Annotated in this window: 13 protein-coding genes; 8 read left to right on the forward strand and 5 right to left on the reverse strand. The window is 63.1% G+C overall.

Annotated elements, in window-relative coordinates:
- Nucleotides 1-41 precede the first annotated feature (41 nt).
- The 6 genes from BLP76_RS10885 to lexA all read left to right on the forward strand — a co-directional run bounded on the left by BLP76_RS10885 (nucleotide 42) and on the right by lexA (nucleotide 5,003).
- The gene (locus BLP76_RS10885) at nucleotides 42-662 is read left to right on the forward strand and encodes an anthranilate synthase component II (protein WP_092812534.1); all 621 of its coding nucleotides are present in this window, start codon (nucleotides 42-44) and stop codon (nucleotides 660-662) included.
- A complete protein-coding gene (gene trpD / locus BLP76_RS10890) occupies nucleotides 659-1,699 on the forward strand; it encodes an anthranilate phosphoribosyltransferase (protein ID WP_092812536.1) in 1,041 nt (346 codons plus the stop codon). The genes BLP76_RS10885 and trpD overlap by 4 nt, the downstream gene beginning before the upstream one ends.
- Nucleotides 1,696-2,508, forward strand: a complete 813-nt coding sequence (gene trpC / locus BLP76_RS10895; RefSeq protein WP_092812538.1) for an indole-3-glycerol phosphate synthase TrpC — start codon at nucleotides 1,696-1,698, stop codon at nucleotides 2,506-2,508. Before trpD ends, trpC begins: the two co-directional genes overlap by 4 nt.
- Complete coding sequence (moaC, locus tag BLP76_RS10900; RefSeq protein ID WP_092812540.1) at nucleotides 2,505-2,987, forward strand: cyclic pyranopterin monophosphate synthase MoaC; 483 nt, start codon at nucleotides 2,505-2,507, stop codon at nucleotides 2,985-2,987. The genes trpC and moaC overlap by 4 nt, the downstream gene beginning before the upstream one ends.
- Nucleotides 2,984-4,189 (forward strand): molybdopterin molybdotransferase MoeA, encoded by a 1,206-nt coding sequence (locus tag BLP76_RS10905; RefSeq protein ID WP_092812542.1) that lies wholly within the window; start codon nucleotides 2,984-2,986, stop codon nucleotides 4,187-4,189. The genes moaC and BLP76_RS10905 overlap by 4 nt, the downstream gene beginning before the upstream one ends.
- Nucleotides 4,190-4,289: 100 nt before the next feature.
- Nucleotides 4,290-5,003: a transcriptional repressor LexA gene (gene lexA, locus BLP76_RS10910; protein WP_092812544.1), complete on the forward strand. Its 714-nt coding sequence runs from the start codon at nucleotides 4,290-4,292 to the stop codon at nucleotides 5,001-5,003.
- Nucleotides 5,004-5,030: 27 nt separating this feature from the next.
- On the opposite strand, the gene BLP76_RS10915 is transcribed toward lexA, so the two are convergent.
- Complete coding sequence (locus BLP76_RS10915; protein ID WP_092812546.1) at nucleotides 5,031-7,235, reverse strand: ComEC/Rec2 family competence protein; 2,205 nt, start codon at nucleotides 7,233-7,235, stop codon at nucleotides 5,031-5,033.
- Between the two features lie 97 nt (nucleotides 7,236-7,332).
- Here BLP76_RS10915 and gltX point away from each other — a divergent pair, with 97 nt between their 5' ends.
- Both gltX and gltA read left to right on the forward strand, forming a co-directional pair.
- On the forward strand, nucleotides 7,333-8,757 hold the full coding sequence (gene gltX, locus BLP76_RS10920; protein ID WP_092812548.1) for a glutamate--tRNA ligase: 1,425 nt from the start codon (nucleotides 7,333-7,335) through the stop codon (nucleotides 8,755-8,757).
- A gap of 202 nt (nucleotides 8,758-8,959) precedes the next feature.
- A complete protein-coding gene (gltA, locus tag BLP76_RS10925; RefSeq protein WP_092812551.1) occupies nucleotides 8,960-10,255 on the forward strand; it encodes a citrate synthase in 1,296 nt (431 codons plus the stop codon).
- A 12-nt stretch (nucleotides 10,256-10,267) separates the two neighbouring features.
- Here the strand turns inward: gltA and lpxB are convergent, their stop codons facing one another.
- From lpxB to fabZ, 4 genes are read right to left on the reverse strand one after another with little or no spacing between them, the layout of a single operon-like run.
- Complete coding sequence (gene lpxB, locus BLP76_RS10930) at nucleotides 10,268-11,461, reverse strand: lipid-A-disaccharide synthase (RefSeq protein ID WP_092812553.1); 1,194 nt, start codon at nucleotides 11,459-11,461, stop codon at nucleotides 10,268-10,270.
- Nucleotides 11,458-12,306, reverse strand: coding sequence for an LpxI family protein (locus tag BLP76_RS10935; protein WP_170130433.1), 849 nt, complete (start codon nucleotides 12,304-12,306; stop codon nucleotides 11,458-11,460). Before BLP76_RS10935 ends, lpxB begins: the two co-directional genes overlap by 4 nt.
- 2 nt (nucleotides 12,307-12,308) lie before the next feature.
- Entirely contained in the window at nucleotides 12,309-13,109 is an 801-nt protein-coding gene (gene lpxA / locus BLP76_RS10940) for an acyl-ACP--UDP-N-acetylglucosamine O-acyltransferase (RefSeq protein WP_092812557.1), read from the reverse strand.
- A 3-nt stretch (nucleotides 13,110-13,112) separates the two neighbouring features.
- The gene (gene fabZ, locus BLP76_RS10945) at nucleotides 13,113-13,571 is read right to left on the reverse strand and encodes a 3-hydroxyacyl-ACP dehydratase FabZ (protein WP_092812560.1); all 459 of its coding nucleotides are present in this window, start codon (nucleotides 13,569-13,571) and stop codon (nucleotides 13,113-13,115) included.
- Between the last annotated feature and the right edge of the window lie 26 nt (nucleotides 13,572-13,597).

Consider the following 13,597-nt stretch of genomic DNA (forward strand, 5'->3'; position numbering starts at 1 on the left):
CCGCCTAATCCGTGCAGATGACAGACAAACGCGAGCCGCCCATGCTCATCGTCATCGACAACTACGATTCTTTCACCTGGAATCTCGTGCATTACCTTGGCGAACTCGGCGCCGAGACGAAGGTTCTGCGCAATGACGAATGGTCGACGGAAGATGTGCTCGCCGCAGAGCCCGACGGCATCATTCTATCTCCCGGCCCGTGCACCCCGAATGAGGCCGGCATTTCGCTGGACCTGATCAAGAAGGCGAACGGCCAGATGCCGATCTTCGGCGTCTGCCTCGGCCATCAGGCGATCGGCCAGGCCTATGGCGGCGAGGTAGTACGCGCGCCATCCCTCATGCATGGCAAGCTGTCCCTCATCGAACATGAGGGCGCCGGCGTGTTCCACGGCATCAACGGACCTTTCCAGGCGACCCGCTATCACTCTCTCACCATCTTGCCGGAGAGTATGCCGGAAAGCCTCGAGGTGACGGCTCATACCGCCGATGGCGTGATCATGGGCGTGCAGCACCGATCTCATCCAGTCTACGGGGTGCAGTTTCATCCCGAAAGCATCGCCTCCGAACACGGCCATCGCATCCTGGACAATTTCCTGAAGCTCGCCGCTAACTTCCGTCAGACGACGGGCGCGGCAGATGCCAGCCCCAAGGTGCTCTCATGAGCGATCTCAAGCCGCTGATTGCCAAGCTTGCCAACCGTGAAAGCCTGACCGAAGCCGAAGCGCAGCAGGCCTTCGACGTGATGATGTCGGGCGAAGCGACACCGACGCAGATCGGTGCCGTCTTGATGGGCCTCAGAGTGCGCGGCGAGACGATCGAGGAGATCGCGGGTGCCGTCACCTCGATGCGCTCCCGCATGACGCCGGTCGAGGCGCCCGAAGGCGCCATCGACATCGTCGGCACGGGCGGCGATGCCTCCGGCACCTACAACATCTCGACGGGTGCAGCGCTCGTCGTTGCGGGTGTCGGCGTTCCGGTCGCCAAGCACGGCAACCGCGCCCTTTCCTCACGTTCGGGTGCCGCGGACTGCCTGACGGCACTCGGCGTCAATGTCGATCTCAAGCCGGAAGGGATTGCACGCTGCATCCGTGAGGCCGGGATCGGCTTCATGTTCGCGCCAAACCATCATGCGGCCATGCGCCATGTCGGTCCCTCACGCGTCGAAATCGGCACGCGGACGATCTTCAACATCCTCGGACCCCTTGCGAATCCGGCGAAAGTCAAGCGCTACATGCTCGGGGTTTACTCTAAAGAATGGGTAGAACCCATTGCCAATGCTTTGAAAAACCTCGGCGCAGAAACGGCGTGGGTTGTGCACGGCACCTATGGCGAGGCCGGCGGCATCGACGAGGTGTCGACCACCGGCCGCACCTATGTGGCGGAGCTCAAGGAGGGGCATGTGCGCACCTTTGAGGTCCATCCGCAGGATTTTGATGTCAAAGAAGCGTTGCCGGAGGATCTGAAGGGCGGCATTGCGGAGGAAAACGCCGCTGCCCTGCGCGCGCTTCTCGACGGTGAGCTTGGCCCATACCGCGATGTGGTCGTCGCCAATGCGGCGGCCGCTTTGATCGTCGCCGGCAAGTCCGAGCTCGTCGAGGAAGCCGCCGACATGGCCGAGGAATCGATCGACTCCGGCAAAGCGAAAGCCGCGCTCGAAGCGCTCCTGCGTGTCTCTAACGAAGCGGCACCAGCCTCGTGAACGACATCCTGAAGCAAATCGAAGCCTACAAGCGGCGAGAAATCGAAGCCGCGGAGGCTGCCATCCCGCTGCAAGAGCTAAAAGCCCGCCTCGGCGATCAGGAAGCGCCGCGCGGGTTTTTGGCGGCTCTGCGTAGCAAGGCAGAGGCTGACCGTCCCGGCCTCATTGCCGAGATCAAAAAAGCCAGTCCGTCAAAGGGATTGATCAGGCCGGATTTCAATCCGCCTGAACTTGCGCAAGCCTATCAGGAAGGCGGCGCCGCGTGCCTTTCCGTTCTGACCGATGCTCCGTCCTTCCAGGGGGCGCCAGAATTCCTGACCTCGGCACGCGCGGCCGTCTCACTGCCGGCGTTGCGGAAGGACTTCATGTTCACGCCTTACCAGGTGGCGGAGGCGCGTGCCTGGGGCGCCGATTGCATCTTGATCATCATGGCTGCGGTCTCCGACGACGAGGTAAAAGCCCTCGAAGACAGCGCCTTCGAACACGGTATGGATGTGCTTATCGAAGTCCATAACGAGCCGGAGCTTGAGCGCGCGCTCGCCCTCGCTTCGCCGATGATCGGCATCAACAACCGCGACCTGCGCAGCTTTCATACCGATCTCGCAACCTCCGAAAGACTTGCGAAACTGATTCCGGAAGATCGGCTAATTGTCGGAGAAAGCGGTATTTTTTCGCCTGCTGATATCGCTCGCCTGAAAGCCTGCCGCATCCACGCCTTCCTCGTCGGCGAAAGCCTTATGCGCTCAGACGACGTGGCCGAGGCAACCCGTCGGCTCCTCGCCTCACCGGCTCCGCAGGCAGCAGAATGAAGGCTCACCTCACCCATCTTTCCGAAGATGGGCGCGCGGAAATGGTCGATGTCGGAGACAAGGCCGTCACCGTGCGCGTGGCCGTCGCAAGCGGGTGCGTGCGTATGGATGCAAAGACACTGCGCCTGATCCTCGATGGCGACATGAAGAAGGGCGACGTGATTGCGACAGCGCGCATTGCCGGCGTGATGGCGGCCAAGCGCACCTCCGATCTCATCCCGCTTTGTCACCCCCTGGCTTTGTCGAAGATCGCCGTCGATATTCTTCCCGATGAAGAGCTTCCAGGGCTTCGGGTGCGTGCGATGGCACGTGTCGAAGCCAAGACGGGTGTCGAGATGGAAGCCCTCACAGCGGTTTCGGTCTCCTGTCTCACCATCTACGACATGGCGAAGGCCGTCGATCGCGGCATGACGATTTCGGAGATACGCCTGGAGGCAAAGAGCGGCGGCGCTTCCGGCGATTGGAGTTCCAACACATGAGCCTGATCTCCGTTGAAGATGCCGTTGCCCGGATGCTCGCAGGCGTCACGCACCTCGGCGAAGAGAGTGTTCCTCTGAGGGAAGCGCGCGGTCGTGTGCTGGCGCGTGATCTTGCAGCAAAGCGCGACCAGCCGCCTTTCCGTGCCTCCGCAATGGATGGCTATGCCGTCCGTGCGGAAGACACGCCCGCGGGCGCATGGCTGCACCAGATCGGCGAAGCGCGCGCGGGATCGCATTTTTCCGGCACCCTCCGGCCGGGGGAAACGGTCCGCATCTTTACGGGAGCGCCTGTACCCGACGGGGCCGATGCCATCCTCATTCAGGAAAATGCCCGCGCCGACGGCGAGCGCATCGAGGTTCTGGAACCGGTGGCGGCAGGCCGGCACATACGTGCCGCGGCAGTCGATTTCCGGGAGGGCGAAACGCTTCTTCAGGCCGGACGTCGGATCGGAACGCGCGAGACGGCGCTTGCCGCAGCCATGAACCACGGCGTCGTTCCGGTGCGCCAGCGGCCGATCGTGGCTGTTCTTTCGACCGGCGACGAGCTCGTCGAACCCGGAGAAGACCCGGGTCCCGATCAGATCGTCTCTTCGAACGGCGTGGCGATCGCCTCGATGGTTGCCGCCTGCGGCGGTGTCGCGCGGGACCTCGGTGTCGCCGTCGACGACAAACAAGCGATTGCCGACGCTGCAGCGGGCGCGGAGGATGCCGATATCCTGGTGGTGATCGGCGGCGCCTCGGTCGGCGACCACGATCTCGTCCAGCCAGCGCTCTCCGAAAAAGGTCTCAAGGTCGATTTCTGGCGGGTCGCCATGCGGCCGGGAAAACCGGTCATGTTCGGCACGCTCGGGCGCACATGTGTGCTCGGCCTGCCCGGCAACCCCGTCTCCGCCCTCATCTGCGCGCTCGTCTTTCTGAAGCCGCTTATCGCGGCAATGCAGGGCGCCGAGGGCGCCGAGCCAACGCGGCTGTTGCCGCTTGCCGCAGACTTGCCAGAAGTCGGCAACCGCCAACAATATTTGCGGGCACGCTTCGTCGAATGGCAGGGACGGACGGCCGTCACGGTCGCTGACGACCAGGATTCGTCTCTTCTTGCGACACTTGCCCGTTCGGACGCCCTTATCATACGCCCACCCTTTGCTTCGGCAGCCCCGGCTGGTGATGTGGTATCCGTCATAGATCTCGCGCAAGCCCTCTCCTAAGCCCGCACGCAGCCCCAAGGCTTGTGGAACACGCCATGAACAGGTAGTGTGCGTTCGTGATTTGTACACGAAATGCGACTCGCATCGCGAGGGGACGGCAATGCTGACAAAGAAGCAGCTCGAGCTTCTGCTTTTCATCAATGAAAGACTGAAGGAATCAGGCGTCCCGCCGTCGTTCGACGAGATGAAGGACGCGCTCGATCTGAAATCGAAATCCGGAATTCATCGCCTCATCACGGCCTTGGAAGAGCGTGGCTTCATAAAGCGGCTGCCGAATCGTGCGCGAGCTCTTGAGGTTCTGCGCCTTCCCGATGCGGTCAATCCGAGTTTCGGACGGCCGCAGCAGCGGGGCTTTACGCCGAGCGTGATCGAAGGCCGGCTCGGTAAGGCGCCGCAACCTGTCGAGGAAGAAGCGTTCGAAGAGAGTGAGCGAGGCGCGAGCGTTCCGGTGATGGGTCGGATTGCGGCAGGCGTGCCGATCTCGGCCATTCAAAACCAGAGCCATTCCATCGTCGTCCCGCCGGAACTCCTCTCGAAGGGTGAGCATTTTGCCCTTGAGGTGCGCGGCGATTCCATGATCGAGGCGGGCATTCTCGATGGGGACACCGTCGTCATCCGCCGCCAGGACAGTGCCGATAGCGGAGATGTCGTGGTTGCGCTGATCGACGACGAAGAAGCGACCTTGAAGCGGCTGCGCCGCAAAGGCGCATCGATCGCGCTTGAAGCCGCCAACCCCGCCTATGAGACCCGCATCTTCGGCCCGGACAGGGTTCGTATCCAGGGGCGCCTCGTGGGGCTTTTGCGCCGCTACTGAGCGCTCGTCGATCTTCCTGGCCTTAGGTCATCTGAGCGCCGGCGATCCCTGCCAGGGTCGCCGGATGGATGGTCGCGACGTACGAAGATCAAGGTGCGCTGCGACGCCGTGCGGTCCGATCTGCGAGATAAAAAGAGCATGGGCCCCGTGGGCGGCGAGCGCGGTGCGGTCGATGATCACTCGGGCCGCGCAATCTTCAGGCGCACGCAGCTGCGTCACGATAATCTCGGCGCGACGGCAATCTTCCGAAAAGGCCACCGGATCTGTGACGCGCGAAAGGGTCAGTCCTTCGGGCATCTCCAGAACGCAGGCTTCGGCATCGCAGCGAAAGCCTTGAGTTCCGACGGCCTCCTCCTTGGGCTCAGCTTCGCGCCAGACCTCGTGAAGGAAGGAGCCTTGCCGCGCACCGACCACGTGGAGGTGTCCGGTGACGTCACGGGCGGCCACTGCCCTGCCCGCCTCGTCCACCAGAAGGTCGGGCTCGGCGCCGAGCAACCAGGCGAGAAGTGTTCCCAGTAGCAGCGGAGCGAAACCGTAGAGACGGAGCTGCGAGCGCCAGAGGCTGAGCCACAGAAGACCGCCGCACATCAAAATGAGTGCGATCGCAGGAAAAGGTGGGACGATAACCGTCGCGCCGGGCAGTGACGCCACGAAATGCGCAGAGGCGAGGACCAGATCGATGCCCCAGGCCATCACGGTCAACGGCACGGCTTCCAGACCGAACGGCATTGCAATCAGGCTGATGAGCCCCGCCGGCATGACGAGAAGCGACACCAGCGGCATCGCAATGAGATTGCCGAGGAGCGAGTAGGACGCGAGCCGTCCGAAATGGAAAGCCGCGAAAGGCGATGTGGCCAGACCCGCAACGAGCGAGGTCAAGCCGACCGCGCCGATCGCCACCACAGGCCTGCGGAAAAACCGCAAAAGCCCGCGGGCGGGCTCGGTCAGATTTTGGCGCGGACGGTCGCGCCAGGCCTCCCAGGCGGCCACCAGGGCTGCCACGGCCAGAAAAGACATCTGGAAGCCCGGTTCAAGCACACTCTCAGGCTGAAGCGCGACCACCACGAACGCTGCAATCGCGAGGTTGCGCAATGACAGAGCGGGACGATCCAGAAAGACGGCCGTCAGCATGACCGCGATCATCACGAAGGCCCGGATCGTCGCGACATTGCCGCCAGAGATCGACAAATAGAAGGCGCCGACTGCGAGCGCGATGGCGGCTGCGATCTTACGGATCGGCAGAACGAGTGCGGCGTGTTCCGACAGAGCCAGCACCGCCCGCACGAGCCAGAAGGCCGTGCCGGCGATCAGCATCATATGCAGGCCCGAAATTGCGAGGATATGCGCAAGCCCCGCAATCCGGAGCGCATCGACGTCCGCATCCGCGATCTGGCCGCGATCGCCGACGAGAAGCGCTGCCGCGATCGCAGCGGGCGGGCCCGCCACGGCATCGGTGATCCGCTGTGCGATCGCCCGGCGGATGGCCGCAATCGCGAGGAACACATGAACGCCGCTCGGTGGTTCGACGACCGTCAAAGTGCCGAAGACAAAGCCCGACGCGCCGATCCCGTCGAAAAACGCCGCCCGAGCAGGATCGTAACCCCCGGGCATCGCCGGGCCCGGCAAAGGTGCGAGCCGCGCCGCACCCTTCACCGTTGCGCCGATCGGCGGCAGATCGGTGCGCAACGTGAGCCGGATCCTGTGCGGCGTCTCCTCGGCAGGAAGACGTTCAATGTGCACCTGGTCGAGGACGATCCGCGGCGTTCGCTCAGCACGTGTTTCGACGGCGACCACCCGGCCGGTCAGTTCACGGCTCAACGGATGTTCGAGCACGGGCGCGAGCAGGACTTCGACGCGAAGCTTGCCCGCGGACATCCCGGCGAGAAAACAGGCGACGAGCACCAATGGATAAGCGCCGCCACCGCGCCACCACGCAAGGCATGACGCAACCGTCGCAGCGGCGGTCGCTGGCAGAAGTGCGGAGAGCAAAGGTTCGCGCGGCAAAATGAAATAGGCGGCTGCGCCACAGGAAAAACCAACCGCCAGAAACAGAAAGCCGCGTCGCTCCTCGAAATCGCGCGAGGCCTGACCTCTGAGATGTGCCGCATGCGAGGCCACGCCGTAGCGGAAGCGCCTGAGCCGGCCGGGCGGCACGAAGCCTTCGAGGCGGCGATCGTCTTGCGAAGGCCGCTCCCCATCCGCCGCGCTTGACTGTCCGCCGCTCGGTTCCATGCTTGCAAGCACCCGGCGCTGTGGCTAGACCGAGCCCATCTTACACGTGGGCCGGGCATCAACCAATCGCCCCGCCCCTTTGCCAGCCAAAACCACCATGTCATCTCATCCGATTACCCGCTTTGCTCCCTCGCCAACCGGCTTCTTGCACATTGGCGGCGCACGCACGGCGCTCTTCAACTGGCTCTATGCGCGGGGCCGAGGCGGCAAGATGCTGCTCAGGATCGAGGACACCGACCGCCAGCGCTCGACCGATGCTGCCATCGCAGCCATTCTGGACGGGCTCTCCTGGCTCGGCCTCGATTGGGACGGCGAGCCGATCTCGCAATTCGCCCGCATGGACCGCCATGCGGAAGTTGCCTGGCAGCTCGTTGAAAGCGGCCATGCCTATCGCTGCTATGCGTCGCAGGAAGAGCTGGCGGAGATGCGCGAGACCGCACGCGCCGAGGGACGGCCTCCCCGTTATGATGGGCGTTGGCGCGACCGCGATCCCTCCGAAGCGCCGGAAGGCGTAAAGCCCGTCATCCGCATCAAGGCTCCGCAGGACGGAGAGACGGTCATCGAAGACCACGTGCAGGGCCGTGTCACCTTCCCGAACCGTGATCTCGATGATTTCATCATCCTGCGCTCGGACGGAACGCCCACCTACATGCTGGCCGTCGTCGTCGACGATCACGATATGGGCGTCACCCACGTCATTCGCGGCGATGATCACCTCACAAATGCCGCCAGACAGGGCATCATCTACGAGGCGCTCGGATGGCAGGTGCCGCAATGGGCGCATATCCCGCTCATTCATGGTCCGGACGGCGCCAAACTCTCCAAACGCCATGGTGCGCTCGGCGTCGAAGCCTATCGGGCGATGGGCTACCTGCCGGAAGCGCTTCGAAACTATCTTGCACGCCTCGGCTGGGGCCATGGCGACGAGGAAATCTTCTCCTCCGAGCAGGCCACGGAATGGTTCGATCTCGACGCGATCGGCAAGGGTGCGGCGCGCTTCGATTTCGTCAAACTGCAAAATCTGAACGGGCATTATATCCGCCAGGCGGACGATGAGCGGCTTGTTGCCGATATGCTCAAGATCCTCCCGGAGATGGAGACACCGCCGGCGTTTCCCGCAGAGTTGAGTGCGGCGCAGCGTTCGCAGCTCATGCAACTCATGCCGGGTCTGAAAGAGCGTGCGAAGACACTCGTCGAACTGGCCAACAACGCGGCCTTCCTGTTCGCGGCGCGGCCATTGACGCTCGACACCAAGGCAGAAGGCCTTCTCGACGCGGATGCCCGTCGCCGCCTCGGTCTTCTGCGGGATGCCCTCGGCCATTGCGCATGGGAAACCGAGCCGCTGGAAGCCGCCGTGCGCACTCTGGCAGAATCGGAAGGCGTCAAGCTCGGCAAGCTCGCACAGCCCCTGCGCGCTGCACTGACCGGCTCGACGTCGTCGCCGGGGATCTTCGACGTGATGCTGGCCCTTGGACGGGAAGAGACGCTCGCCCGCATCGGCGACCAAGCGAGCGCTGCGTAAGCTTCATGGCGGGGCGCTGCCTCCTCAGGCGCCGCCCTGCCGTTCACGTAAGCTCAAGGCCCGCTCTCATCTTGCGGTGCAGCGCAAAAGCCGATAGCACTCGGAACAGCCAAACATCCACGACGCTGACTCTTCCGGGGGGAGGCGCAGCCCAAGTTGCGCATGCTGGAGTCTCGTGTCGATCCACAAAGGGGTGAAGTGTATGAGCGATTCCAAGGCGACCTTGAGCATCGGTAACGAGAACTGGGACTTCCCGGTTCGCGAGGGAGTAATCGGGCCATCGGTCGTCGACATCTCATCGTTGTATCGAGAAACCGGGCGATTCACCTACGATCCGGGTTTTACCTCAACGGCTGCGTGCGAATCTGAAATCACCTACATCGACGGTGACGAGGGTACCCTTCTTTACCGCGGCTACCCGATCGAACAGCTTGCCGAACATGGCGATTTTCTGGAGACCTGCTACCTGCTTCTGTACGGTGAATTGCCGACGAAGGAGCAGAAAGCGGACTTCGACTACCGCGTCACGCACCACACGATGGTGCACGAGCAGATGTCCCGCTCTTTCCAGGGCTTCCGGCGCGACGCGCATCCGATGGCGATCATGGTGGCCATGGTCGGTGCAATGTCGGCCTTCTATCACGACTCCACCGACATCGCCGATCCTTACCAGCGAATGGTCGCCTCGCTTCGGATGATCGCCAAGGTGCCGACCATCGCTGCAATGGCGTATAAGTACCATATCGGACAGCCCTTCGTTTATCCCAAGAACGACCTCGATTACGCGACGAACTTCCTTCGGATGTGCTTCGCCGTTCCTTGCCAGGAATACGAAGTCGATCCGATCCTGTCGCGCGCCATGGACCGGATCTTCATCCTCCACGCGGATCACGAGCAGAACGCGTCCACGTCGACGGTGCGGCTTGCCGGTTCTTCCGGTGCCAATCCATTCGCCTGTATCGCTGCGGGCATCGCCTGTCTTTGGGGTCCCGCTCATGGGGGCGCCAACGAGGCCGCCCTCAACATGCTGCAGGAGATCGGCACGCCGGAGCGGATTCCGGAGTTCGTGGCTCGTGCGAAGGACAAGAACGACCCGTTCCGGCTCATGGGCTTCGGGCACCGGGTCTACAAAAACTACGACCCGCGCGCCCGCATCATGCAGCGCACCTGCCACGAGGTTCTCGAAGAAATCGGCGTCAAGGACGATCCGCTTTTGAATGTGGCGATGGAGCTCGAACGCGTCGCGCTGACCGACGAGTATTTCCTGGAGAAGAAGCTCTATCCGAACATCGACTTCTATTCGGGCATCACGCTGAAGGCTCTCGGCTTCCCGACGACGATGTTCACGGTCCTTTTCGCCGTCGCTCGTACCGTCGGCTGGATCGCCCAGTGGAAGGAAATGATCGAGGATCCGAGCCAGCGCATCGGCCGTCCGCGTCAGCTCTATACGGGCTCGCCCAAGCGCGACTATGTCAATCTGTCCGATCGGACAGCCTGAGGCCTCCTCGCCTCACTGCGCAATGCTGGAAGGGCGGCCACTGGCCGCCTTTCCTTTTTGCGCATAGTCGAGAACGATATCGGCAGCGCGTTCGCTCGGCGTCTGGCCGTCCGGCGTTTCCATGATCGCATCGAGCCGCGCGAAACCGGACAGTTGTGCTTCACGAGCCGGCCCCTCCTCCAGAAGGCACAGAATTTCGCGGGCGAGCACCTCTGGAGAGCCGGCCTCATCCAAGAATTCAGGCACCGTATTGTCGCCGAGCACGAGGTTGGCGAGCACGATCGAGTGCACGCTCAAAAGCCATTTCAAGCTGCGCGCCAGCCATTCCACGCGGTAGGCGACAACCATCGGCACTTTGGCGAGCGCAAGCTCGAGCGTCACGGTTCCCGAGGCCGCGAGCGCGGCACGCGCCTTTCGGAAGGCCGCGAGCTTTGCCTCCTCGCCGACGACCAATTCGACTTTCACAGGCCACTCCGCCGCACGCCTTTCGATCTCCGACCGCAAATGGGCGACGGCCGGCAACACGAAACGCACATCCGGCTTTGACTGCGCGATCAGGCGCGCGGTCTCACCGAAGGGCTCCATCAGCCGCTTTACTTCGCTGAGACGGCTGCCGGGCAGAATGAGAACGTGCGGGTCCGCATCGAGACCGGGCCTTTCTCCAGGCGCCGGACGGAGCTTCTCACGGTTCTCAATCAGCGGATGGCCGACATAGGTGCAGGGCGGCCCGCCCAAACGCTTATGGACCGCCGGCTCGAACGGCAGGAGGGCCATCACGTGATCGATGTAACGTGCCATCTTGCGCGCCCGTCCCTCCCGCCAGGCCCAGACGGAGGGCGACACGTAATTGACGATCGGAAGATCGGGAAGCTGCCGCGCGACGCGCTTCGCGACGCTTTGCGTAAAGCCGGGGCTGTCGATGATGACGAGAACATCCGGCCGCTCAATCACGATATGAGCCACAGTCTCGCGGATCCGCCCGATGATGCGCGGGAGACGTGCAACGACTGCGGCAAAGCCCATTACCGCGACATCGCCCAGCGGAAACAGGCTCGCGACACCAGCGTCCGTCATCCGCTCGCCCGCAACCCCGAAGAACACCGTCTCGGGATGCCGAGAGCGGATTTCCTTCAGGAGAGCGGCGCCGAGATGATCGCCCGAAGCTTCACCGACGACGAGCGCGATGCGAAGCGGACGGGTGGTCATGGGCGTCGGCGAATGCCGTAGAGAAAGAGCCTGGCCGCGCGAAAGGCGGCGAACGTCTCATCGCGCCCGACGAGCATGGTGCGGCCCGCCTCGCATGCGATCCCGTCAAGTCCCGCCTCACGAGCCATTTCCACCGTCTCAGGACCGATGGTCGGGATATCGAGTCTCGGGTCCTGGCTCGGCTTCATGCATTTCACCAGAATCCCGCCGTGCCTCGGGATACGCTTCGTCAGGCGCATCTCCCGAACGCGAGACAAGAGGCCGTTGGTGCCTTCCGCCCCTTCAAGCGCCACCACGCGGCGTCCGCATGCAACCGCCGCCTGCCCGATATCGAGATCGCCGATCATGCGGGCGGCCTCTGCAGCCTTCGCAAGCTCATCAGCATCGAGCGCCGTACGCCCCTCGACGAGGAGACCGGGCGGGCAGGCAAGTTCAGGCGCGACAGCCAGAGGATCGAGAAGTTCTACGCCGTATTCCTCGAAAATGCCGGCCGCAGATTTGAGCGCGCTGTCATCGCCGGAGCGAATTGCACTTATGATGCGCGGCATCAGCCGCAAAGCCCCGAAATCCGGACGAATGTCCTTGATCTCCGGCCGCTTCACAGCGCCGACAAGCACCACCTCTTTGCAATGGTGTTCCTTGAGCAGCCGCTCCAGACGGCCAATCTCGCCCCACCGGATGCGGAAAACGGGAAAGCCACTCGTCTTCCGCTCTTCCGCATCGCCGGCAAGCGCAAAGATCAACGGCTCACGCCCCGCGCGCGCGGCCGCCTGCGCCACCAGATTGGGAAGTCCCCCGCCGCCGGCGAGGATACCGAGCGGGCCGCCCTTGGAAATCTCCACCACGTTCAGACCTCGCGGCCTCCGCGCGGCGTGCAGATGGCGCGGCTTCCGCCCTCTTCGATGAAGGAGACGATCTTCTGCACGTTCGCATCGTCGGCGAATTCCTGCGCCACATCACGCAGGCGTTCGTGCAGCGTACCTTCCTGCGCGAACAGGAGCCGGTAGGCCCGCCGCAAGGCATGAATGGCCTCACGTTCGTAGCCGCGCCGCTTCAGGCCGACGATATTCAGCCCTCCGAGATTGGCGCGATTGCCGATGGCGGAGCCAAAGGGGATCACGTCGTTTTCGACTGCCGACATTCCACCGACAAAGGCGTGCTCGCCGACGCGCACGAATTGATGCAGAGCCGCGCCGCCGCCAATGATGCCGAAATCAGCAATCGTGACGTGGCCACCAAGAAGGACGTTGTTCACGAGGATGACGTCGTTCCCAATGATGCAATCATGGGCCACATGGGCCCCAACGAGAAGCAGGCAGCGATCACCGATGCGCGTGACGAGGCCCCCACCTTGGGTGCCGGGGTTGATCGTCACATGCTCGCGAATAACGCAATGCGCACCGATCTCTAGCCGGCTTTCCTCACCCTGGAACTTCTTGTCCTGCGGCGGCATGCCGACCGACGCAAAGGGAAAGATTGTGGTGCATTCACCGATCGTCGTCGTACCGTCGACGACGACATGCGAACGCAGCGCGACACCGGAACGGAGTTCGACGCCGGCCCCGATCACGCAGAACGGACCGATTTCGACGTCTTCAGCGAGCTTCGCGCCGTCTGCAACGATCGCAGTTGGGTGGATGGAAGCCACGCGCTACTCGTCGAGGACCATGGCGCTCACCTGCGCCTCGGCCACCTTCTTGCCCGCCACTTCCGCAACCGCCGCGTATTTCCAGATCGTGCCGCGGCGCTTCAGCTTGTTCACGTGATACTCGACCGTATCCCCCGGAGTGACGGGGTGCCGGAACTTCGCTTTGTCGATTGTCATGAAGAAGACCCGCTTCGGCGCCTTCGTCTCCGAGGAGAGAACGCAGAGAGCGGCCGCAGTCTGCGCCATGCCCTCGATCAGGAGCACACCCGGCATGATCGGAAATCCGGGGAAATGTCCCTGAAAATGCGGCTCGTTCATCGTGACGTTCTTGATGCCGACACCCGATTCATCGCCACGAATGTCGCGAATTCGATCGACCATGAGAAACGGGTAGCGATGCGGCAAGGCCTGCAGAATCCCGTGGATGTCTGTCGCCTCCAACTGCGTCGGCATCTCGTTCATTATCTTCTCCGATTACGACGCCCTCT

The sequence above is a fragment of the Afifella marina DSM 2698 genome (assembly GCF_900102695.1).
Classification (GTDB): domain Bacteria; phylum Pseudomonadota; class Alphaproteobacteria; order Rhizobiales; family Afifellaceae; genus Afifella; species Afifella marina.